Annotated in this window: 17 protein-coding genes and 1 tRNA gene; 7 read left to right on the forward strand and 11 right to left on the reverse strand. The window is 57.1% G+C overall.

Annotation, left to right across the window (positions count from 1 at the left end):
* The first annotated feature begins 621 nt into the window (after positions 1 to 621).
* Positions 622 to 2,703, forward strand: coding sequence for a glycogen debranching protein GlgX (gene glgX / locus K227x_RS13695; RefSeq protein WP_145170243.1), 2,082 nt, complete (start codon positions 622 to 624; stop codon positions 2,701 to 2,703).
* Between the two features lie 158 nt (positions 2,704 to 2,861).
* The gene (locus K227x_RS13700) at positions 2,862 to 3,044 is read left to right on the forward strand and encodes a hypothetical protein (RefSeq protein WP_145170245.1); all 183 of its coding nucleotides are present in this window, start codon (positions 2,862 to 2,864) and stop codon (positions 3,042 to 3,044) included.
* A gap of 329 nt (positions 3,045 to 3,373) precedes the next feature.
* On the opposite strand, the gene K227x_RS13705 is transcribed toward K227x_RS13700, so the two are convergent.
* A complete protein-coding gene (locus K227x_RS13705; RefSeq protein ID WP_145170247.1) occupies positions 3,374 to 4,600 on the reverse strand; it encodes a DUF1559 family PulG-like putative transporter in 1,227 nt (408 codons plus the stop codon).
* Between the two features lie 1,205 nt (positions 4,601 to 5,805).
* Between K227x_RS13705 and K227x_RS13710 the strand changes: the two genes are divergently transcribed.
* From K227x_RS13710 to K227x_RS13720, 3 genes are all read left to right on the forward strand, one after another.
* Positions 5,806 to 6,444, forward strand: a complete 639-nt coding sequence (locus K227x_RS13710) for a ClpP family protease (RefSeq protein ID WP_145170249.1) — start codon at positions 5,806 to 5,808, stop codon at positions 6,442 to 6,444.
* Positions 6,445 to 6,524: 80 nt separating this feature from the next.
* Positions 6,525 to 7,115, forward strand: a complete 591-nt coding sequence (gene clpP / locus K227x_RS13715; RefSeq protein WP_145170251.1) for an ATP-dependent Clp endopeptidase proteolytic subunit ClpP — start codon at positions 6,525 to 6,527, stop codon at positions 7,113 to 7,115.
* Between the two features lie 107 nt (positions 7,116 to 7,222).
* Positions 7,223 to 7,296, forward strand: a tRNA-OTHER gene (locus tag K227x_RS13720).
* A gap of 85 nt (positions 7,297 to 7,381) precedes the next feature.
* On the opposite strand, the gene K227x_RS13725 is transcribed toward K227x_RS13720, so the two are convergent.
* Positions 7,382 to 8,080, reverse strand: coding sequence for an RsmE family RNA methyltransferase (locus tag K227x_RS13725; protein WP_145170253.1), 699 nt, complete (start codon positions 8,078 to 8,080; stop codon positions 7,382 to 7,384).
* 102 nt (positions 8,081 to 8,182) lie between these two features.
* On the opposite strand from K227x_RS13725, the gene K227x_RS13730 reads away from it, so the two are divergent.
* Positions 8,183 to 8,995 (forward strand): hypothetical protein, encoded by an 813-nt coding sequence (locus K227x_RS13730; RefSeq protein ID WP_145170255.1) that lies wholly within the window; start codon positions 8,183 to 8,185, stop codon positions 8,993 to 8,995.
* Between the two features lie 147 nt (positions 8,996 to 9,142).
* Here K227x_RS13730 and K227x_RS13735 read toward each other — a convergent pair whose 3' ends face one another.
* From K227x_RS13735 to K227x_RS13765, 7 genes are all read right to left on the reverse strand, one after another.
* Positions 9,143 to 9,934 carry a PP2C family protein-serine/threonine phosphatase gene (locus K227x_RS13735; protein WP_145170257.1) on the reverse strand — a complete coding sequence of 264 codons (792 nt, stop codon included), beginning with the start codon at positions 9,932 to 9,934 and terminating at the stop codon, positions 9,143 to 9,145.
* A gap of 276 nt (positions 9,935 to 10,210) precedes the next feature.
* Positions 10,211 to 10,753 (reverse strand): hypothetical protein, encoded by a 543-nt coding sequence (locus tag K227x_RS13740; protein ID WP_145170259.1) that lies wholly within the window; start codon positions 10,751 to 10,753, stop codon positions 10,211 to 10,213.
* 101 nt (positions 10,754 to 10,854) lie between these two features.
* Positions 10,855 to 11,193 (reverse strand): hypothetical protein, encoded by a 339-nt coding sequence (locus tag K227x_RS13745; RefSeq protein WP_145170261.1) that lies wholly within the window; start codon positions 11,191 to 11,193, stop codon positions 10,855 to 10,857.
* Between the two features lie 146 nt (positions 11,194 to 11,339).
* Positions 11,340 to 14,729: an efflux RND transporter permease subunit gene (locus tag K227x_RS13750; protein ID WP_145170263.1), complete on the reverse strand. Its 3,390-nt coding sequence runs from the start codon at positions 14,727 to 14,729 to the stop codon at positions 11,340 to 11,342.
* A gap of 85 nt (positions 14,730 to 14,814) precedes the next feature.
* Complete coding sequence (locus K227x_RS13755) at positions 14,815 to 16,326, reverse strand: efflux RND transporter periplasmic adaptor subunit (protein ID WP_145170265.1); 1,512 nt, start codon at positions 16,324 to 16,326, stop codon at positions 14,815 to 14,817.
* 373 nt (positions 16,327 to 16,699) lie between these two features.
* Positions 16,700 to 17,206 (reverse strand): hypothetical protein, encoded by a 507-nt coding sequence (locus tag K227x_RS13760; protein ID WP_145170267.1) that lies wholly within the window; start codon positions 17,204 to 17,206, stop codon positions 16,700 to 16,702.
* Positions 17,207 to 17,309: 103 nt separating this feature from the next.
* Positions 17,310 to 18,440, reverse strand: coding sequence for an alpha/beta fold hydrolase (locus K227x_RS13765; protein WP_145170269.1), 1,131 nt, complete (start codon positions 18,438 to 18,440; stop codon positions 17,310 to 17,312).
* A 535-nt stretch (positions 18,441 to 18,975) separates the two neighbouring features.
* Here K227x_RS13765 and K227x_RS13770 point away from each other — a divergent pair.
* Positions 18,976 to 19,989 carry a lipid-binding SYLF domain-containing protein gene (locus K227x_RS13770; protein ID WP_246146785.1) on the forward strand — a complete coding sequence of 338 codons (1,014 nt, stop codon included), beginning with the start codon at positions 18,976 to 18,978 and terminating at the stop codon, positions 19,987 to 19,989.
* 147 nt (positions 19,990 to 20,136) lie between these two features.
* Here the strand turns inward: K227x_RS13770 and K227x_RS13775 are convergent, their stop codons facing one another.
* Positions 20,137 to 21,072 (reverse strand): DUF1853 family protein, encoded by a 936-nt coding sequence (locus K227x_RS13775; RefSeq protein WP_145170273.1) that lies wholly within the window; start codon positions 21,070 to 21,072, stop codon positions 20,137 to 20,139.
* 6 nt (positions 21,073 to 21,078) lie between these two features.
* Entirely contained in the window at positions 21,079 to 22,002 is a 924-nt protein-coding gene (locus K227x_RS13780) for a response regulator (RefSeq protein WP_145170275.1), read from the reverse strand.
* Positions 22,003 to 22,174 lie beyond the last annotated feature (172 nt).

Here is a 22,174-nt window from a genome sequence, read left to right on the forward strand (position 1 = left end):
TGGAAGTCCCCGTTCGCTGCCTGCCGGATTCGACGCGATGGCATCGTGTTTTGCCGTCGCGTCGCGGCTGGAAATTTGAATCGAGTTAGGATTCGTCGTCATGAATCGTCGTGCAACAGCGGAATACGCGCCCTTTGCGTCAGTCTGCGGCATAGTGGCGTTTTGACACGCAAAATCGTTCGTTCGCCAGTCTCGTCGATCCGTTATTATCGACCATGTTCTGCGCAGGTCTGGACGGATGGGGGGGACCCCGTTTTGTGCGGCCCAGCAGGGCACCGAACTTTTCGATTGCGGGCACAGGGGTTGCCCAGCCGGCAATCTTTCGCTCACCAACCTGGGAGGTTTCTTCGGAATCAGTTCGCCAGCCGTTGCCCCAAGAAGCGCCGAGCCGAGTTTCGCGAACTTGGCCGGTGGTTCCTCCGGCACGTCGGTGGATCGGTTGTAGGTTTCATTCGTCAGCTTCGGTGTCGTGCATTCAAGCACGTCGCGGAGTCGCCAGACAAATCCCACTACCTTGAATCCACCGCCATTGCTCGATTCGCTTGTTGGTCCATTGATCGGACGACTCGCAAGTCACCAAGCAAAGCAATGGCTGGTTCTAATATCGGAGAAGCCTGCAAGATGCTAATGCGCCAGCCGTGTCCTACCCTTCAGTTTGCTTACGCACCACCCTTCGGTGCGACACTGCAGGATACCGGAGTCCAATTTTCGGTTTTCAGCCGTTCGGCCACAGCGATGCGACTGCTGCTGTACAACAAGGTCGGTGACCGAGAACCTTCCGAAATCCTAGAATTTGATCGAGATACTGACCGTTGGGGTGATGTCTGGAGCATGCATGTTCCAGCGATCGCTGCGGGCCAGTTGTATCACTTCCAAGCTTGTGGCCCCTGGGCGCCCGAACGTGGTCAACGATTTGATTCCACCGCTCGATTGATCGACCCCTACGCACAGGCTCTGGCCGGCGAATTTCAAAAGGGCAGCGACGGTGTCGTCCGTCCGCCCAAATGCGTGGTCGTCGACAGCGATTTTGACTGGGAAGGTGACCGACACGTTCGGCACGACATCAGCGAGTCGGTGATCTATGAAATGCACGTCAAGGGTTTCACCAAGAGCAAGACTGCCAAGGTCAAGTGCCCCGGTACCTACTTGGGCGTGATCGAAAAGATCCCGTACTTGCAAGAACTAGGCGTCACCGCCGTCGAACTGATGCCGGTCAACGAGTTCCCGATCAAGGACATCAACGGCAACAAAATGGATCGTTCCAACTATTGGGGATACGATCCGATGGCGTTCTTCTCGCCGCACCGCGGCTACGCACACGACAAGACGCCTGGTGCGCAGGTTCGTGAATTCAAGGAAATGGTCAAGGCACTTCACAAGGCTGGCATCGAAGTCATCCTGGACGTCGTCTTCAACCACACCTGCGAAGGCAACGAAAAGGGCCCAACGCTTTCGTTCAAGGGACTGGAAAATTCAGTCTATTACATCCTGTCCGAAGGTCAGCACTTCTGTAACTACAGCGGTTGTGGAAACACGCTGAACGGAAACCATCCGGTCGTGCGTGAAATGATCTTTCATTGCCTGCGTCACTGGGTTCACAACTACCACATCGACGGGTTCCGTTTCGATCTGGCTAGTATCCTGAGCCGCGACACCAAGGGGAACTTGATCCCGAACCCACCGATGGTGGAACTGATTGCCGAAGATCCATTGTTGGCCGATACCAAGATCATTGCCGAAGCATGGGACGCCGCTGGTGCCTATCAAGTGGGGTCGTTCGGCGGTGCACGTTGGGCCGAATGGAACGGTCGCTATCGTGATGATGCTCGCGGATTTTGGCGTGGCGATGGCGGTACCCTCGGTGCAATGGCAACCCGTTTGGCCGGCAGCAGCGATTTGTACGAACATGATGGTCGACCGCCGCACTGCAGCATCAACCTGATCACCACCCACGACGGGTTCACCATGAACGACCTTGTTTCGTACAAGGAAAAGCACAACATGGCCAATGGTGAAAACGGTTGCGATGGTGACAACCACAACATCAGCGACAACTATGGCGTCGAAGGCCCGACCCGCAAGAAAGCGATCACCGTTACCCGCGATCGCCAGATCCGGAACATGCTAAGCACCCTGTTGCTAAGCCAAGGTGTGCCGATGATTGTCAGCGGTGATGAAGTTCGTCGTACGCAGAAAGGCAATAACAACGCCTACTGCCAAGATAACGACATCAGTTGGTTCGATTGGCGTCTGGTCAAAAAACACGACGATGTTTTCCGTTTCGTGAAAAACCTGATCAAGTTCCGACGCGAACAGCCCACTGTACGGCGTAAAAACTACCTGACCGGGCAACCGGTTGACGGTCGCATGATCCCCGACGTTTCTTGGTATGCCCCCAGCGGACATCACCTGGAATGGAGCCAGTCGGAACTGGCGATGGTCGCCTACATCGCCGCCCCTAGCCGGGTGGATGATCCCGAAGGTCTGGGCCGTGACATCGTGATGATGTTCAACAGCACTGGCCAAGAACGAACGTTCAAGATGCCAGAGATCGGGTGGGGAACCAACTGGAACCTGTTCATTGACACCGCTGCGGAATCTCCCGGCGACATCTATCCGGATGTCGATGGCCCGATGCCCGCCGCAGGCCATTCGATCGTGATGCCCTGCCATTCGATGAAGGTCATGGTCAGCCAACAGTAGTTGGCAATGAAGCGTTTTAAGGCCGGCGGCGGAACACTTCGCCGCTGGCCCACTTTCGTGGGGGGGACACCCTTCCGACCATCGCAAGAAAATCCGTCGTTGATATACTTGAAGTCTTCCAATAGTCCCCCAAACGAATCTTCAACCAAGAGACCACGATGAGTCGACTTTCCGTATTGCTTGGCGCCAGCCTTTTCTCGCTGTGTGTTTTGGCTGGATGCGGTGGTTCTGCAGAGAACACCAACATCGCAGAAAACGCTGACCAAGCTGCGATGGACGCTTATGAGGCTGCCGTTGCCCAAGAGAGCGCCGGAATGGACAGCACGCCTGCAGCAAAGTAGTACGAAACGTCCTGCCTTCTAAGAATCGACCTCGGGTGACACGCTCGAGGTTTTTTTATGCGCTGATCGGGTAATGATTGGCGAACATGGCAATCGCGATGAATTACCGCGTAGCGGAAGTCGCCAAAGGGCTGTCAATTTCATAAGCCGTTAGGCGATAGCCTCGGTTATGTCTCACATAGCAACCGACGGAAAACAACTTCAAAATCGAATCCCGCAGTCGTATTGCGGGGGTTTGATAGGGCGCATGAAAAACCCCGGACTCGGTTGAGTCCGGGGTTGGTGGTTCGTTGCGTTTGCTTTCGGTGATTCCGAAACTCGCAATCGTCTTAGAATTCGCCGTTCAGCACTTCTTTGGATGCGCGGGTTCCAAGTGCACCCCAAAGACCGTAAGGGCTTGGAGCACCCGATGCGTTCTTGTTGGCAGCGGTTCCGCTGATCCAGACAACTGGGTTCGTTTGCGTGCCGGCTTCGATCGAATCGGTGATGAACTTGATCGCTCCGTCACCCATCAATACATGGATGCCGCCTTGGTGGCGACTGGATCCGGTCGTGATCGATGGACCGTTGGAATCGTGCGGGATGCAGATCGGTCCGTTCGGTGGCAAAATGGTGAACGACATGGATTGCATGTTTTGCGAGTCAGCCCAGCGGAATCCACGTCCCTTGGTTGCTACTTCGAAATCGTTGCCTGCGAGCCAGAAGCGTGGTCGCAATGGATCGATCATCGCCAGTTCTTGGCAGATGTGGGGATTGTCTCGGATTTCTGTTTGTCCGCCTTGACCACTGGGGTGCTTCTTGCCAATCGTTCGCGTGTCGTTGTCGCCAAGATCCGTGGTCATTTCCATCATTGCGATGGTGTTGGACAGTCCGTCGAGCACGTCGCGGAACCTCATGGATTTGTGTCGAACGAACATTCCGCGGTTGGCCGATCGGGATTCTTGCGCCCAGCTGCTGTTTGGCCCAACGTCTGGGTCCAGTTCACCATGTTGAGCACGCCAGAACGAATCACCCATGCACGATGCGTAGTTCGAACGTCCAAGCGAAGGAAGTCCTACACCCGGGTCGCTTGGGCAGCGAAGGGTTGGCACCTCGGTCGCCCACGGTAGGTATTGAAGTTGTTCAGGTGTGGGGCCCATTGCCGGCCAGGGATTGATTGTCGTTCCGATCGCCGCGCCAGTGTTGCCGTCGGTGCGTTGCGAGTTGGGATTCGAAATTTGTTCCCAAAGAGCTTGTTGCTCCAGGAACGGGGTCATTCCGACCAAGGCGCTCAAACGCCAGTGGTTGTTGGTGGTGTAGCCAGTCCACCAGTTTTGGCCGTTGTCTGAACCGTCATCGGTACCGGTCCCGTGGACTGGCATCTGGTTGAAGGCACTGTGGTAGTTGTGCAGACCCAATCCCAATTGCTTGAAATTATTGCTGCAGCTCATTCGGCGAGCCGCTTCTCGTGCTGCTTGAACGGCGGGCAACAACAGACCCACAAGAACTCCGATGATGGCGATCACCACCAACAACTCGACCAGCGTGAACCCCTTGGGAAGTCCCGAGCGTTTCATAGACGTACCTTTAGAACCGAAAATTAGATTGTGGAAAGCGAAGGCAGAGCTGTACAGAACAACCCTGTCGTATCCGCCGAAATTGCGCAGGCGGGATAGCTTATTCATCGGCGTCGACATTGACAATGGTTCGGGGGGAAAATCCCAACCCTTGCCGTTGTCGCAAATCCGACAGATCGTGGCGTGTTCCAAACGTTAACAATAGAGATGTCCGTTCAGTTTCCCGCCCCGCCAGAATCCCGGATCCGTGATCGGATTCGGCCCACGCCCCGGTTCATCCCGGCCGAAGAATGTCAGGCAAGGCAGAGATCGTCTGATCGTTTTCGTGCCCGTATGCGTTTGTCAAATGGTGCGCTGGGCAACCCCAGGATGAGGGGAGATTCTCTAGGCGATCGTGAGCACTGGAGTGAATCGACAAGCCGGCGATGCATGCCGAGGGGGACGATGGGGTCTTTCCAGGGGGTTGGCAATTGCGAGGGAGAACCCCAAACAGGTGCCCCTCCGCTTTGGGCAGGAAGGGCGCGCAGGACGCCCCTAAGTGCGGGGAGCGGAGCGCGGGTGCTGTTAGCGTTGCGGGCAGGACAGGAGGCTCGCTGTGTTGGGCATCGCGAAAATGCCTGACGGGTGGTGGAAGAGTCCGTACAGGGCCACCGGATGCGGAACGCGAGCAGAAAAGCGATGAAGTCGGCTGGGTCGCGCTAATCGGTGGCAGTCGGGCGCTTGGGTTTCCGGCGATGGGGATGTCCAACGTCGACCATGGAGGCTGGCCCAGTCGCAGCGGCTGCGCTCAAGCCGCCGGTTTCCCCCACACCGGGCCGACCGCACAGCATGTCGGCACGGTCGTTGGGGTAGGCGAATCGGAAGCGGGCGTTGATTCGGTTTGCGAGGTTTGCTTCGATCGTTCGGGAAGCAACGTATGGCCAGGTTTGAGTTGGCAGATTTTTCTTGTCGCACCGGGGGCCGTGAACGGGAAATTTCGTGGATGGGGGGCCACGGATGGTCACTGCTATGGGACCAGCGGCGTGAAGTCGGTAACCTGTTTGTTGTTACGAATTTTCGAGCTTTCCTTTCCCTGCCGCGCTGCATCAGCAACCCGCCTTGTCATTTTCAGGCGATTGGCGAACATAAAGGTACGGCGATCAGTTTGATCACCTCTCTACCTGAGCGAAAAGCTACTCCTTTCTCTCCTATTCGACAGACACCGAATGAACTTTCCAACGGCTCATGACCCGCGAGCACCCCAGCTGGCCGCCAGTTCTTACCAGGGTTACCAGCGTCAACGTCAACTGACGTTGGGCGACCTGTTGATGGAGAATCGCATTGTGTTTCTCCAGGGCGAGATTCACTATGGCAACGCCAATGACTTGGTCATGAAATTGTTGTATTTGCAGAGCGAAAATCGCCGCAAAGACATCCATTTCTACATCAATTCACCAGGCGGTTCGGTCACTGCGACCCTGGCGATCTACGACACGATGCAAATGCTCTCGTGTCCTGTGGCGACCTACTGTGTGGGCGAAGCTTGCAGTGGTGCGGCTGTCCTGTTGGTCGGCGGAACCAAGGGAAAACGTTACTGTCTTCCCAATAGCCGCGTGATGATGCACCAACCCATGGGCGGCGTCGGCGGGCAGGTCAGCGATATCGAGATCCAGGCTGCCGAGATGTTCCGCTACCGCGACGTGCTGAACGATATCATCAGCAAGCACAGCGGAAAGTCGGTCGAACAGATCGCCAAGGACACCGATCGTGACTTCTTCTTGGGCGCTCAAGAAGCCAAAGAATACGGTCTGGTTGACGATATTTTGACCAAGCCGCCGTCCGACAACGACGAAGAAGAAGCCTGATTCACGATTTTCGCAACCCAGCGTGGCGATCGCTGGGTTCAGCTACCCGTACATAACCATCACAGCAAGAATACAAGATCATGCCTGTCATTCCTTACGTCGTCGAAAAGAGCGGTCGCGAAGAACGTGTCTACGACATCTACAGTCGACTGCTGAAAGACCGAATCATTTTTTTGGGTCAGCAAGTTGACGACCAGATTTCGAACGCGTTGGTCGCGCAAATGCTGTTTCTGCAGTCGGACGACCCCAAGGCCGACATTCACTTGTACATCAATAGCCCCGGTGGCAGTATCACCGCCGGCATGGCGATCTACGACACGATGCAATTCGTTTCGTGCGATGTCGCGACCTACTGCATCGGACAAGCTGCATCGATGGGCGCTGTCCTGTTGACCGCTGGTGCCAAGGGCAAGCGTTTCGCACTGCCCAACGCACGAATCATGATTCACCAGCCACTCGCTGGCATGCAGGGCACCGCGCGTGAAGTTGAAATTCACGTTGGCGAACTGCGTCGAATCAAGCAGCGAATGAACGAGATCATGATCGAACACACCGGTCACTCGCTCGAAAAGATCGAAGAAGACACCGATCGTGACCGATTCATGAGCGCAGCCGAAGCGGCTGAGTACGGATTGATCGACAAGGTCGTGACGAAGAGCGACGAAAAGTAACCAGCCAAGCTTTTCGTATCAGACGGATCCATCCGGGTTGGGGACCGCGCGGGGCAACGCCATCGGCGTGACCTGCGTTTCGTGCCCACCCGATCGATCCGTCGTCCGCCCCCTTCGTCTAGTGGCCCAGGACACCGGGCTTTTCCGCCCGGGAACGCTCGTTCAAATCGGGCAGGGGGTATCCGCATGTAACGGGATTCGCCGGAATTCCCTTTCCGCAGTCCAGGACTCCCAACAAAGTCCACCACATCCCTACGACGGCGCGTTTACGTCACCAGCACGGCGGCGATGACTGCGGCGGCCGTTTCGATGCGATAGATGCGTGGGCCGAGGGTGACGCCGCGGAAGCCTGCCGCCACAGCATCACTCACTTCGTCGTCCGTCCACCCGCCCTCGGGGCCGATCGCGATCGCGACGTCGCTTTGCAGTTTGGCTTCGTCCAGTGAATACACGGACTCGGTCGGATGAGCGATCAGCTTCGTCGCTTGGTCGACGGTGCGAAAGTAGTCGGCCGCCTTGATAGGATCGCGAACTTCTAGCAATTGGTTTCTACCACTTTGCTTGCAGGATTCGATCACGCCACGACGCATCTTTTCGATCAACGATTCGCTTGGGCCACGCTGGGTCCGGCCGGCGGTGATCGGGGTAAGCGAGGCGACCCCCAGTTCGGTCAGCCGTTCAATCAGTTCACGTGCACGGTCTGGCTTGGGAAGGGCAACCCCAAGGTGGACGCGACACTTGGGTTCTCGGTCGATCGCGGCAGCCGTCTGGGCGGTGCATTGGCATTCGTTGCGGCCCACCGACAACACGCTGGCTTCCGCTTCGTGGCCACGACCGTCGAACAGCGTGACATCGTCGCCGATTTTGACCCGCATCACTCGCGTCGCATGTTGGGCTTCTTCGTTCGGAAGTGCGACCAATCCACCCGAAAGTGGTAATTCGGGAACAAAATATCGTCGTGTCATTGATCTAGGTTTGGCGTTGGGACTCAAGAAGTATTCCGGTCACGCCGATCATAACGAAGTTGACCCTTTATCGTGTGCGGCCTTCCTTCGCGGACTTTCTGTATGGACTACCTCAGCTATTGGGGACTCAGCCGACGTCCGTTTGTTCAAGACGGCCACGGGCAAGACGATCACGGGATCTTCTTCTCTGCGGGGCCACAGCGCGAAGCGCTTGCGGGCCTTGGCTATTTTATCGCCGGTTCATGGAATTCCGCATTCTTGATCGCACCGGGCCGATCGGGAATGACCTGGTTGTTGTCGGAACTGACCCAGACCAGCGGGTTTGGTGACTGTGCGGCCGAGGTGGTGCTGACCTCGGGTGTGCCGGCGGACCACAAGAAACCATCGGCAGCAATCGCCGCTCAACTAGCCAAGGCGATCGGGTTGCCGACGACCGGGCCAGATCCAGTGGCCCAAATCTGTGACGCGATCGAGGCGACCAGCAAAAAAGGCATTCGCACGGTGTGGTTGATCGACAATTGTGCGGTCGCCGGTGCGCAGTTGGCTCGCGATCTCGTGATGGCGGATGGGGATCTGTCGGTGGTGATGGGAATCGACCCAAGCCAGCTATCGCAGTTGACGGCCGTCTTTGGTCGTTGCTGTATGCAGCTGGAGATTGAACCGTTGGGGCTGGCCGATGCCCTCAGCTACGTTCCGCACGCACTGTCAAACGCTCGCAGCGCGGGATCGGCATCGCAGGTGGCCATTTTTACCGACGCATCGATCGTCCGTATTCACGAGATCGCCGAAGGCCGGATGGCCAACGTCGCGGCGCTTGCCGAGGCATCATTGATTCAAGCTGCGATCGAGAATCAACGTGACGTGACGCCGAAGATTGTCGAATCGGCAACCAGCGCCCTGCAAGCGGCGGCTTAGACTGCCGTTCGCCATCTGCTTGGCCCCGGTCTCTGCCTAAATCGATTCGCTGTCGGCAATCGATTTCGCGATTTCATGGATCATGCATCACCCTGCCGCATCGACGAAAGCCGCGTCAACGGTCGCTGCGGGTGGACGTGGATCTTGTCAGCCGCAGGGACCGTCGCACTGCATCACTAGCAGCGTGATATCGTCTTGGCCGATCAAGTCGCCAACATGTTCGTCGAGCCTTTCGACCAGCGTGTCGGCGAACTGCTGGATCGAACGCTTGCGGTGCTGTTTCATCAGTTGGCCAATGCGGTCGCGGCCAAATTGTTGGTCACTGCTGTTGCTTGCTTCGCAGATTCCGTCTGTTGACAGCAGCAATCGATCGTTGGGGTTCAGTGAAATGGATACTGTTTCCCAATCCAGCGATGTGTCGACGCCCAATGGCAGTCCGGTGGCTTCGAACGATTCAAGTTCCTGGCCGCGAAGCAGCAACATTGGTTCGTGCCCCGCGCTGGCGTAATGAATACGGTTCCGCGACGGTTCCCAGCGGAGGAAGATTGCGGTCGCGAATCCGTCCTCGGCTAAGTATCGAGGCAGTTTCGAAGGTGGACCGGTCCCCGAGTGAGAATGCAATCGGTTCCCTTGCCACTTTGCCTCGATCCAGCGATTGGCCATTTGGGCGTCGTGGCTGCCTTCGCAGCTGCGTTCTAAATAGTCCGTGATCGTCGCTGGGGCATTTGGATTGCCCAGCTGTAACAGTGCGGTGCCAATCAAGCTGGCTTCGACTTGCAGAGTCGCTTGCCGCGAATCGACCGCCTGTCGCATCTGACGCTGGTATTCGATCAGCAGCAGCACGCTGACCACGGTCGCAAGCGGCACGTTGACGGCTACCAGCAACAGCGCCGCGATCGAAAAGGACTTGGGCGGACCACCGTCCCGTGTTAGTGACATTGATGAAAGACCGTGGGATGGGGGCAAATGCTCTGTCGCAAAGGAGCGTCGAGGCGGATTGTCGAGGCGCGCGCCGCGATCCTGGTATCGCTATGGGAGACAGCGCCCGGACGACGGATTCGACACCCGGCCCCCTTCGCAGTGACCATGCGACAAGCGGGCGGCGTTGTTGGGCAAGAGAGAAAAAATGGTCCCCGACCGGACGAAGGCTGGTCAGCTCGTCGGCCGGGGACCGAACGAATCGCGATGAATCACCGCGATCCGTTTTCGTCACGTCTAGTGGTCGTGGCCTTCATGATCGCCGTGGTCATGACCTGCATGGTCGTGATCGTGCGAGATCTTTCCGGTGAAAGACTTGCCGTCGATTTCGACGACGACTGCGCCCTCGGCACCCGCGTCCATCCACTGATCCATCACCTCGTCGCGGGTGGAGTATCGGGATGCCTTCCCGGCTTCGTCTTCGGCTTGTGGTTCGGCGGCCAGTTCAAATACTTTGACTTCGCCATCATGCTTTAGGCTGACCGTCAGTTTTTTTGCATCGATGGCGACTGGCTTAGTGGCAGAGCCATCGAGCACGAAGAATCCAACGGCACCCCCAGCGTGAACCATTTCTAAGTGGAACGCTTCTTTGCCAAGTTCGACCAATTCACCACCGTGGGGGCCATGTTCGGGATGGGCGTGCGCGTCAATCGATGGCGGCATCCCATCGATGGCAACCGGGGCGGATGAATCATCGGCGCTGTCCACGCTGGCATTTTTGTCAGAGCAGCCGGTAAGCGCGAAACATGCGACCGCAGAAAGCAACATTTTGTATTTCATGATTGACCTCGTAGTGCTGTGAAGTGGATGGGGGGGGAGCAGAGGGGCCGGTCCGGCACTGCATGGCAGGGCCGGAGCGGTCGTTTCGATGGTTCGATTCTCTAGTGAGCGTGTTTGGTTTCGAAACCAAGTTTCTTCAGCCACGTTTCCCACTGATGGGCTTCCTCGTGATTTTTCAGTGCCAATTGTTGCCATTTGGGGCATCGGTAATTGACGTCGGAGTGTCCGCCGTGCGACTGGACTTTGACTTCGCAGCGAAGTTTTTTCAGTGTTTCGGCCAGTTTGCCCGTCTTGTCGTCGTGTGTCGTTCGCCACTTTTCCAGCCGGTACTCGACCAGTTCCTTGCCTGCAGCCGCAGGTTCGCTTGCGTGAGCCAAGAGGCTGCCGGCGGTGACCGAGGCGACTAAAACCAATACTGCTGCCATCCGTAAACTCAACATTGTCATTCCTTTGTTAAGGGGGCCTCGAAACTTTCAACGCAAATGGATTGGCGATGTTGCCGATCCAAAAATTCAATCCGATCGCTTGGGAACTTGCATCCCGCGGCAATCGCCGCAGCTGCATTTGTCTCTATGTCTGGACAACTCTATGTCTGGACCGCGTGTCCTGTGTTCGGTGGTCCGGTCGCTTCGCTGGTCTGGTCCCCGCTGAGGTCGCTTAGCTGGGATTGATGATCCAGCACGATTTGCTTTCCGGCACTCCGCCCCAGTGACCAGAACAGTGCCGGTCGGACAAAGAACTCTGCCAACGTGCTGGTTAACAATCCGCCAACGATCACGGTCGCAATCGGATACAGAATTTCTTTGCCGGGTTCGCCAGCGGCAAGTGCAAGCGGTAGCAGGCCGATTCCAGACGTCAGTGCTGTCATCAGCACCGGTGCCATCCGTTCTTGACCAGCACGTTTGACCATGTCGCGTGTCCAGGATTCACCTTCGTGTTCCACCAAGTGGATGTAGTGGTTCAGCAGCAGGATCCCGTTGCGGCTGGCGATCCCACATAGTGAAATGAATCCCACCATCGCGGCCACCGTCAGGTTCTGGTCCGTGATCACCAACGCCGCGACCGCTCCGATGAACGCCGTCGGCAGCGCGACCAGGACTTGCAGCGAGAAATTGGTGTTCCCAAACAGCGTGTACAGGACCAAGAACATGCCCATCAGTGCGACGCCCGAGAGCACCAGCAGTCGCCGGGAAGCGGATTGTTGGCTTTCGAATTGGCCGCCGTATTCCAGGAAGTAGCCGGGCGGCAGTTCCATTTCGGCCAACTTCGACTTGATGTCGCCCACCACGTCCACGACGCCTCGTTCGGCTACGTTGGCTTGCAAAACAATCCGGCGGCGAACCTGTTCTCGCTTGATCATGTTCGGCCCCGCGCTCTCGTAGATATTGGCGACCGAATCCAACGGGACGGTCCCACCATCGGGAAGCGTCACTGCCAATCGTTTCAGCTTGTTGACGTCTTCGCGGAACGGTTCGTCCATGCGGACCATCAGGTCGAAGGTGCGTTGGCCTAGCAGCACCTGACTGACGACGGTTCCATTCATGGCCGTTTCGACCAGTTCCATCACGTCGGCCGGACGCAAACCGTTCTGTGTCAGCGCGGTTCGGTTCAGTTCGATTCGCAACTGAGGAATGTTGGTTTGCTGTTCGATGACGACGTCGGCAAGGCCGGGGACGTCGGAGATTCGCTGCTTCATTTCCTCGGCCTTGTTCCGCAGCACGTCCAAATCGTCTCCGTAAAGTTTGATTCCGATCTGTGCTTTGACTCCCGAAATCATGTGGCTGATCAAGTGGGCCAGTGGCTGTTCGGTGCTAGACACGACTCCGGGGATGTGTTCCATCGTTTCGCGGATGGTCTCGATCGTTTTTTCGCGATCGGCGTCATCCGAAATTTCCAGGAACAGCTCGGTAACGTTGACCCCTTCGGCATGTTCGTCCAGTTCGGCGCGGCCGGTTTTTCGGGCAACTGATTTGACCGAATCGATCTTCATCAGTTGTTCCTGGACGGTTTCGCCAATTCGGTTGCTTGTCGCCAGCGAGGTCCCGGGTGCCAGCAGCGCGTTGACTTGGACAGATCCCTCGTTGAACGGCGGCAGAAAATCACTCTCTAGACGCGACAGTGCGAAAATCGCAAACGCCACCATGACCCCGGCGACGCCGAGCACTGGTCCAGCGAACCGCGTGCTAAATTCGATCGCCACCCCAGCGATGCCCTTCAGTCCCTCCAACAGGCGTCCCTCTTCGGCTTCCTCGCCACCGAGTATCCATTCGACCGCGACAAGTGTTGCCCAAACGAGGGGTGTCAGTGCCAGCGTCCACCAAAGCGGGTTGCCAGGCAAATCCAAGGGAAGGTGCAAAAGATGAATCACTCGGGGGACGACCCAGTACATCGACAATGCTGTGATGCCCAGGGCCAGGACTGGCATGACGAATCGCCACCATTTCTGACCTACCAACAGCAGCGATGCCAGCACGGGAGTCACGGTCAGGGACACGCCGAGCGACACGATCAACGAGACGACATAGCCCATTGCAAGCGGCACAAACAGCTTGCCTTCCATGCCCTCCAACGCAAACAGCGGGATGAACACCAGGACCACGATCGCAGTCCCGTAAACCACGCTGCTTCGCACTTCGATGCTGGCTTCGTACACGACCTTTAGGGTTGCCCGTGGGTTCGCACGATGGCGGTTTTCTTTCAGCCGGCGAAAGATGTTCTCGACGTCGACAATCGCATCGTCGACCAATTCGCCGATGGCAACCGCGATACCGCCCAGGGTCATCGTGTTGATCGAAAGTCCAAAGGCGGCAAACACACACGCCGTGGCGATGATCGACAACGGGATCGCGGTCAACGTGATGAACGTGGTGCGAAAGTTCAGCAGAAACAGGAACAGGATCACCAACACCAGCACGCCGCCGTCGGCGAGCGCCTCGACCACATTTTCGATTGCCCGATCGATGAAGGATCGTTGCGAATACATATTTGCGATGCGGATGTCGCCGGGAAGCGATACTTTCAGTTCTTCCAATGCCTGTGCGATGGCCGTGTCGACCGCGCGGGTGTCGCTGCCGGGTTGTTTGTTGATCGTCAGCACGACGGCTGGCCCGCCTTCGACCGTGCCGTCTTCGCTACGCCGGAAAGTCGACGAATCGCCACGCATCACTTGTGGTCCTTCGATCACCTTCGCAACGTCGGCCAAAGTGATCGGTCGACCGCCTCGCATCGTGATCGAAATCCGTCGCAGGTCATCCAGGCTGGTGATCCGTCCGAGCCCACGAACCAGGAGTTCGTTGGCGCCGCGTTCGTCTAAATAGCCGCCGGTTGCGTTTAGGTTCGAATCGGTAACCGCTTGATGGACGTCGTCGATCGTCAACCCAAAGTTTCGCAGTGCGTCGGGATCGACCAAGACTTGGTACTGCATCCGGCCGCCGCCCATGGTGAACACCTGGGATACGCCGGGGATCGTTAGCAGACGCTGGCGAACGACCCAGTCGGCAAGCGTGCGGACCTCCATCGGCTCGGTCTCGTTCCCTTCGCTCCACATTCCATACATCAGGATCTGGCCCATGATGGATGAAATCGGTGCCAGCGTCGGCTTGATTCCCGATGGCAGGTTCTCCGATGCAAGTTGCAGTCGCTCGTTGACGATCTGGCGATCGTTGTAGATATCGGTATTCCAACCAAATTCAACGTAGATCACTGACAGTCCGATCCCGCTGCTGCTGCGGACGGCTTCGACGCCACTGGCACCATTGAACGCCGTTTCCAACGGGAACGTGATCAATGCCTCCACTTCCTCCGGTGCCATGCCCGGTGCTTCGGTCATGATCACCACGCGAGGGCGGTTCAGGTTGGGGAACACGTCGATGGGCAACTGAGACGTTTGCCAAACACCGACGCCCAACATGATCGCAGCCATCGCAAGGATGATCAGACGATTGGAGAGCGAAAATTGGATGATGCGATCGAGCATGTTTTGTCTAGCCGAGGTGTTTCCGTAGCCTTGCGGCCGGTTGTTCAGTTTCTGTGACGCACGGTGTCGCTTGTGACGCGAATCGCTAGTGGTTGTGGCCGGCGTGCGGATCGATGGCCCCGCCTGATTGGTTCTTCATGGCCATTTGCAATTGGTGTGCGCCGCTGACGGCGATCGATTGCCCGGGCCAAAGCTGGCCGTCGTTGCGAATGGCAACGTTCATCGAATCGCTAGCCAGGACTTCGACCGCCACTCTGTCAAAGTGGTTGTTGTTCTCTACGAACACATAGCGTTCGGGCCCTTCCTCGGCGACTGCTTCCTTGGGAACGACGATGGCGTTGTCGAATCCCGACACGGGGACACGCAGCTGCAGCCGTTGTCCAGGCTTGTATCGCCAACTGACGTATTGTTGCCCATCGATCCGTTCGGATCTCTCGATCTGGTTCGTTAGCGAAACGTAAAACGGAAGCGACCGTGATTCGCGATTCACTTCGTTTCCGATGTAAACGATCTTTAGCCCTTCGATCACCTGTGGTCGTCCCGAACGCGATTCAATCAGGGCTTGCAGCGGTTGCTCGGAATTCGCCGCCTTCTGCAACGCTTCACCGTCGCGTTGGTACGCCTCGCCCTGAATCAGGATTTCGCTATAGTCCGAAAGGCGACCAAGCTGTTGGCCGGCCTGGACTGACTCGCCACGATTCGCGTTCAATTCGGTAATCAGGAATTCGGCTTCGATGTGTTCCGGGTGCAGCGGCGGTGGCTGCATCGACGCAAATCGCACGCCACTGTCGCCGACGATGTTAGTGCGCGAATGCAAATTGGAATCGTGGTGCAGCGAGCGATCCGAATGCAGCGTGGGAGCATAGATGGTGACTTCGCGAATCAGTTTGCGATCGTCTTGGATGCTTTGGATCTGTTCGTCGGTCAACCCGTGTAGCAGCATCGATTGCTTGGCAGCTTTCAAACCTGCCAGCAACTTGTCGCGTTCGTATTCGCGCGCCAGACGAGTCTTGCCGGCGACGGCGCCCGAGTTCGAGATCGATGTCAGCCGATTGATTTCGCGTTCTTCGACATCCAATTGCCCGAGCGACGTCAGGAACTGTTCTTGCGTCTCGACCAGGTCTTGGTGCGTTAGACGCAGGATGAACAGGGGCCGTCCGCTAGAGATCAGCTCGCCGCGAGAAACCTCGATCGCCTTGATCACGCCGGTCAGTGGCGAAGTGATGGCGATGTGGGTGCGCCCGGGCCAGTCGACCACCGTCGCTGGTACTTCGATGTATTCGTCAAACCGACCGACGGAAACCGCTTGCGTGGTCAGCTTCAGGTTCGCCCGCGCCTGCGAGCTAAGTTCGATCGATTCGGCTTCGTCGTGGCCTTCGTGGTCGTGGCCCGCGTGATCATCGTGCTCACCGGCGGCGTGATCGTGGCCTTCATGACCCGGTTCTTCGGATCCCGTTTCTTGCGATGCGGAAGCCAGCCCTAGCCGTTGGGGGATATCGGTGAACGCGTAGCCGCCGGCCACGATCGCAATCGCTATCGCGGCAACGGTAAGGGCGACGCTGCGGAACTTGGCCGCCGCTTGATTTTGCGAGGACATATCACTTCCTAGGAAGATGTCGGAATCAGATAAGTGAGTGGTCGAACGCGACACTTTTGTTGACGCTGTTCGGATCGATGCCAGTCATCGGTTGCCCCCAAAAGGGCCCCGCGACTGGGCAGTGCATCATGCAAATCGCATCACCACCGGCGGCAAGGTGCAGGCGTTGGCTATGCACCGGTTGGTGCCTGCGTGGTGGTTGCAATTCGGTCGGGTCAATCCATCGCGGGGCGGACACCGAAGACTGGACTAGGGATCCAGTTTCAAGAGCGATCAACGCTAGCGGGTGACACGAAAAAACAGGCTGCAAACGGGTACGCGATGGAACAGACGGTTTCTGTCCAAGCAAGCGGAACAGCCAGCAACGGTCTGGCTAGATCAGCCATGTGCAAAGAAATGCACATCGGTAGAGAGGCCCATCCATGGATGGCGGCCTTTGTTGGCAATCTTGTTGCCATGCAACAGCACGGACTTGGTCGACCGATCGATCCAGTTCGTAGCTGATGAATTCGACGACGCTCGTGTCACATAGGAAAACAACGTCATTGGATGGCACAAAACTGCACCCCAAATCGCTGTGGCAACCAGGCAAACTGCCGTCGCAAGGACCGGATTGGCAGGCTGGGCAGGACGGCACTAGGTGCGTATGGCTGGCGTCCAGTGTGCCCCTAGAATCGTTGCTTTCGATCCCGTGGTTTTCGCTGTGACAGCAGTTGCTGGCCGATCCGTCACCGTGGTTGGTTCCGGACGCAGCGTCGCAATCGTGCTGGCAAACACCGTCCAAATGCGATTCGCACCCATAAGCATGATGAAGCGAACACCCGAAGAACGAGTGCAGCAACATGGCTACGAGAGTGGCGAATCGAGTTGCAGCAGACACGAAAATTCCTAGACGAACGAGGTAACCCTATTATCGGGTGGAAGGTCTGGAACGTCCATAGCGATCGTTCAAATGACTTCGGTTTTTATCGCATTGCTGGCATTCAGGGTTGTGCGATCGATTCTTGTTGCTCCATCGGCGGTTCACGCAGGACGCGCATCAGGAACGATTTTTGCATCTCGCGAATCTTAGGTTCGGCGAATCCAGGGCCGCCGTGACCGGCACCTTGAATGATATGTAGGGTCGAATCGATTTTGGATGACTTCAGCGCATCGTGCATCCGTTGGCTTTGGTTCAGTGGAACGGTTCGGTCGGCCGTCCCGTGGATGATCAGAAAAGGGGGATCATTTTGGTCGACATAGGTAATGGGATTCACACGTTTGATTCCGTCAAGGTTTTCGGCAACCACACCACCACCTAGCAATCTAGACTCTGGTGAACCGTCTCGGTTGTGACCTTCAAATCCTGGCGTTGTTACAAACCGCAGAATGTCCGTCGGCCCATACAGGTCGACGACTGCGTTGACGTTGCTGGGTTGATCGGCCCACCCACCGGTTCCTTCAAATTCGGCAACGCCGCCGGATGTGCCCAGGAGCGCGGCCAAGTGACCGCCGGCCGAACTGCCACCGACGGCGACGCGGTCTTTGTCGATTTTGTACTTTTCGGCGTGCGCCCGCAGATATCGGATAGCGCATTTGCAGTCTTCGATCTGCGCCGGGAATGCGGCCTCGCCCGTCAATCGGTATTCGATGGTCGCTGTCACGAACCCGCTTCGTGCCAACGGGATCAATTGGCCGACGCCACCCTCTTTGGTTCCGCCCTGCCATCCGCCGCCATGAACCCAAATGTAAACAGGCATCGGGCTTTTGGCCGCCTGCTTTGGCATCACGATGTGCATCTTTAAGTCGCGGCCGCCACCTTGGCCGAAGACGACATCACGCAGCATCTGGACATCATCGGGCATGTTGACTGCGGAAGGCTTGAAGTTGGGTCGGGCAAGGAATTCTTGTTTCGTTACCTGTCCATCGCCGTTGCGATCCATCCGAGTGAACAGTCGGCCCGGACCCTTGAACTCGGTTTGCGAGATCTTGCCGTCGTGATCGGCGTCTTCGCGTTTCAGAACTTGTTCGAACGAGATGGCCGGACGTGGTCGTCGGTCGGTTTCTTGTGCGTTGCCAGTGCTTAGGAAAGTGATGAAAACCAGAGCAAGGGAAGCAACCGTGTTTGGACGCATGACAGCCTCGGCAGAGTTCAGGAAATGCGGGATGCGGTTCCACGCTGCGTTTATCTTAGACCTTTTGATGCAGTCGGCATGGCAGGTCATTCATGCGGGCCTTGGTTTGTTAGTCCTGGGCGGTAGTTTTGGGCGGTAGTTTTGGGCGGTAGTTTTGGGCGGTAGTTTTGGGCGGAAGTCCGGAGCCAGCCACCTTGGGTCCCGCCCGCCTGTAAATGGCGTCGGAAGTTGCCCCCCGGTGGTCTGGCCCGGCTGGAAATGGAAATCGGTCTGTTGTTCCGGTGGTTCCGCGGCACGGTGGTTTGTTTCCATATCCTGGCGCCGCCATCGAGTGTGGTATTCGGTGTGCGCTCGGTTGATCTCTCTTTTTCTGTTGGGCAATTGCCCATAGACTTTCACGTTCGCCTAGTCACCAGCGTTGCGATTTGCATTTTGCGGGGGCACAACGGCGTCCAACCCGCACGGACTTTTCGCAATCGAATGGAGTTTTAGGATCATGCATCAACTGAAATGGATAGGCGTTTTCTGGATCCTCATGATCTCAACATCGGCAACGGTGTCGGGCCAAACGCCGCAGGATCAGACGGTACTAGCATCGGCAGCGGTCTTGAACGAGGTCCTGGTTGGACCGCTCAGCAAGATCCCCCACGCCATGCTGAACGACGCCTACGGTGTGGCGATCATCCCCAACGTGATCAAGGGAGGGTTCATTGTCGGTGCGCGTCATGGACGTGGGTTGCTGTTTGTTCGCCAGGACGGCGGGGTTTGGCACGCGCCCGTCTTCATCACGCTGACCGGGGGAAACATCGGCTGGCAAGTCGGTGTGCAATCGTCGGACATCGTGTTGGTTTTCAAAACCGAACGCAGTATCCAAAATATCCTGACAGGCAAGTTGACATTGGGCGCCGATGCGGCGGCCGCCGCCGGGCCGGTTGGCCGCCAAGGTTCGGTGGCCACCGATGGTCAGTTGCAAGCCGAAATCTATTCGTACTCGCGCAGCCGTGGATTGTTTGCTGGTGTTTCGATTGATGGATCCGTAGTCCGCGTCGACTCGCTTTCGACCGGTGCGTACTACCGATCGCCTGCACCCGGGCAACCTGTGATTGTTCCGGAGCCAGCACAGCAGTTGACGATGGCAGTCGCTTCTTTGGCAGGTGCACCCGTGACTGTCCCGACGAACGTGCCCAGCGGCGGAGCGCCGGTGATTGCTGACACCGGAGCCTTGGCGCAGCGGATGGGAGCCCAGGAATCGGACATGTTGCGTAACCAACTGGAACAACTGTCACAGCAATTGGACAAACTGCTTGATCCCCAGTGGCGTACCTACCTGGCTTTGCCACCCAGCGTGTTCGTTGGCGGTTCGCATCCGACGCCCGCAGAAATGCAGGCGGTAGTTCAACGCTATCAGGCGATCGCCGTCGATCCTCGCTATCAGGATCTGGCTGCCCAACCAGCATTTCAATCTCTTTTCAGTTTGCTGAAACACTACCAGTTGGCTTTGACAAACGAGGCGGCAACGTTGAACCTGCCTCCGCCCCCAGCCGGCTAGTGAGAACCACTACCGCGCACCAGCACCGCCGATCCGTCGTGGATTTTGCCAAAGAATCCTTGCGTGGGTTTGTCGTCCCACACGCGTTTTTCCTGCGCCAAACGTCGCCATTTCTCGCCATTGGCGAAACGCCACAGCCCATTCCTGTCAGCTCGCATTCACCACGTTGGGCCAATCGTCGGGGACGACAAACCATCGCTCGGCTTCGATCCATCTGTCGGATTCGGCACTTAGCCGACTGACCAAGACGGGGTGATCGGAGCTCGAAAAACGTTGGCTGATCTGGTCGTTCAGTTGCCGGCCGTCGATGGCGGATGGATTCGTTTCGTGCACGTTAGCGTCGGATAACCAATACGGCTTGGTCAGAATTTGATACCGCGAATCGGATTGGCGCTCGATTGCCGCAAGATCTGCACGGCGCAGCCAACGTTCACGTAGATGGCCGGGTGACATCGCCGGTGGAAGCTGCTGGACAGGTGGGTGATCGAGGGCATAGAAGATGCGTCCCTTCACAATCGTCTGTTGGATTTCGATCTCTGGGAAATGCGATCGTCCCAGCGGGAGTTGGTGATCGAAAATCCGGTCGCGTTTCCGCTGGAAGGTGTCTTTCAGGTGCGGGCCTACAAAATGGCTGCCGGCGATCTTGGTGTGGGGAACGTGCAGGTAAAACTTGACGGCGACTTCCCAGTGGGTCAAACGTCCCAGTTCATCGCGGAACAGGAAATCGATTTCGCCAAGCGTTCGTTGCCCCTCTCGGACCTGCAGAGAACTGGCGACCATTTCCACGCCCCGGATATGCGTTAGCCAGAACTGCACCAGACGTTCAAAGTAAAAACCGACACGTCTTGGAACCTGATCGGCGAAGTATGCCGCAAGCTGGTCGTGATCGATCTGGTGGAAGTTGAATGAAGCGCCGTCAGCGCCAAACGCGTTCGCCAGGCTTCCATCAGGCGCCGATGGCAACATATCGGTCTTCGCGGCCTCGTTGGGCGTCTTTGGCGGGGCTGGTCCGATCAACGATGGACTTCGGATGACCCAAAGCAGATCGCGAACCCACTGATCCGGCTCATTCAGCACTGTCATCAGACGTTATTGGGGGGCCGTTGGTAACAAGCCGGTGGATCGTTTGCGTTTCCGCATCGTGATTTCGTTTCCCGCATCGTTGAAGTTCACTTCATCCATGAACGATCGAATCATGACCAGACCTCGACCCTGATCTTGTCCGAGTTGGTTCGGGGCGTGGCGGTCAGGGAACAGGCTGGTGTCGAATCCGGCCCCGTCATCGGCAACCGTGATTTCAGCTTCGGTGGGGGAGAGCCGAACGGTGACATGAACGCGGCGAACACAGAATTCCGGTTCCGCGGCGCGGCGCACCGGCAGGCTGGGTTCGCCCTGGATCGTCAGTTCGGCGTCGGATTTCAGGGCTTCGGACGACAGTTCCAGGTTCCCGTGCAGCATCGCGTTTTGGACAGCATGATCGACGGCCATGCCCAGCCGGATTCCTTCGTTGACGTCCAGCAGGGACAGTCCTAGGGACATCTGTTTGATCAATTCCACCAGCGGACGAATCAATTCCAATTGATTGGGCAAGGTGAACCGCAGTTCGTTGTAGTCCATCGATTGGATCAATTGAGCGTAGCTGTTAGCCGACTCCATCACGTCCAAAACTTGGTCGATGGTCGCAAACAGTTTCTCGTCGATCATCGATTTCGGCAGATACGCGGCCGCACCCAGGTTCAACGCTTCCACCGCAGTCGCTTCGCTGCCATTGGCCGTGATCAGAATGATCGGGATCTCCGGAAACCGCTGACATGAATGTGTCACCAGTTGAAGTCCATCCATCACCGGCATTTCCATGTCTGTCAAAATCAGATGTGGACAGAACTCGGGGATACAGTCGAGCGCCTCTTGCCCGTTGCTGACCAAATGGACTTCATAGCCTTCGTCCACCAATTTGGATTGGATGTGAAACGCTTGAGTTGGGCTGTCCTCGCTTAGAAGCACCTTTACCATCGTCAATTCCCCTTGTTCGGCGGTCGCTGTTGATATTGTACGGGACCCCGGTCGCAGCGACGTTCCCAGCGGTGGGGCATGGTCCGGAATCCCACAAATTTGCAATGGGCAAGGCCCACATTCCGCTGATTGAAGGCTCGGCCAGAGTGGAATTAAGATAGAATAGTGAACC

Origin of the sequence: Rubripirellula lacrimiformis (genome assembly GCF_007741535.1) — a bacterium.
In the GTDB taxonomy this organism is placed as follows: Bacteria; Planctomycetota; Planctomycetia; order Pirellulales; family Pirellulaceae; genus Rubripirellula; species Rubripirellula lacrimiformis.

What these genes read in the sequence shown, in the direction of transcription:
- K227x_RS13780 (WP_145170275.1), bottom strand. Translation starts at nt 22,002, where the DNA reads ATGGTAAAGGTGCTTCTAAGCGAGGACAGCCCAACTCAAGCGTTTCAC.
- K227x_RS13700 (WP_145170245.1), top strand. Translation starts at nt 2,862, where the DNA reads ATGAGTCGACTTTCCGTATTGCTTGGCGCCAGCCTTTTCTCGCTGTGT.
- K227x_RS13735 (WP_145170257.1), bottom strand. Translation starts at nt 9,934, where the DNA reads ATGTCACTAACACGGGACGGTGGTCCGCCCAAGTCCTTTTCGATCGCG.
- K227x_RS13750 (WP_145170263.1), bottom strand. Translation starts at nt 14,729, where the DNA reads ATGCTCGATCGCATCATCCAATTTTCGCTCTCCAATCGTCTGATCATC.
- K227x_RS13730 (WP_145170255.1), top strand. Translation starts at nt 8,183, where the DNA reads ATGGACTACCTCAGCTATTGGGGACTCAGCCGACGTCCGTTTGTTCAA.
- K227x_RS13740 (WP_145170259.1), bottom strand. Translation starts at nt 10,753, where the DNA reads ATGAAATACAAAATGTTGCTTTCTGCGGTCGCATGTTTCGCGCTTACC.
- K227x_RS13745 (WP_145170261.1), bottom strand. Translation starts at nt 11,193, where the DNA reads ATGTTGAGTTTACGGATGGCAGCAGTATTGGTTTTAGTCGCCTCGGTC.
- clpP (WP_145170251.1), top strand. Translation starts at nt 6,525, where the DNA reads ATGCCTGTCATTCCTTACGTCGTCGAAAAGAGCGGTCGCGAAGAACGT.
- K227x_RS13705 (WP_145170247.1), bottom strand. Translation starts at nt 4,600, where the DNA reads ATGAAACGCTCGGGACTTCCCAAGGGGTTCACGCTGGTCGAGTTGTTG.
- K227x_RS13755 (WP_145170265.1), bottom strand. Translation starts at nt 16,326, where the DNA reads ATGTCCTCGCAAAATCAAGCGGCGGCCAAGTTCCGCAGCGTCGCCCTT.
- K227x_RS13775 (WP_145170273.1), bottom strand. Translation starts at nt 21,072, where the DNA reads ATGACAGTGCTGAATGAGCCGGATCAGTGGGTTCGCGATCTGCTTTGG.
- K227x_RS13770 (WP_246146785.1), top strand. Translation starts at nt 18,976, where the DNA reads ATGATCTCAACATCGGCAACGGTGTCGGGCCAAACGCCGCAGGATCAG.
- glgX (WP_145170243.1), top strand. Translation starts at nt 622, where the DNA reads ATGCTAATGCGCCAGCCGTGTCCTACCCTTCAGTTTGCTTACGCACCA.
- K227x_RS13725 (WP_145170253.1), bottom strand. Translation starts at nt 8,080, where the DNA reads ATGACACGACGATATTTTGTTCCCGAATTACCACTTTCGGGTGGATTG.
- K227x_RS13710 (WP_145170249.1), top strand. Translation starts at nt 5,806, where the DNA reads ATGAACTTTCCAACGGCTCATGACCCGCGAGCACCCCAGCTGGCCGCC.
- K227x_RS13765 (WP_145170269.1), bottom strand. Translation starts at nt 18,440, where the DNA reads ATGCGTCCAAACACGGTTGCTTCCCTTGCTCTGGTTTTCATCACTTTC.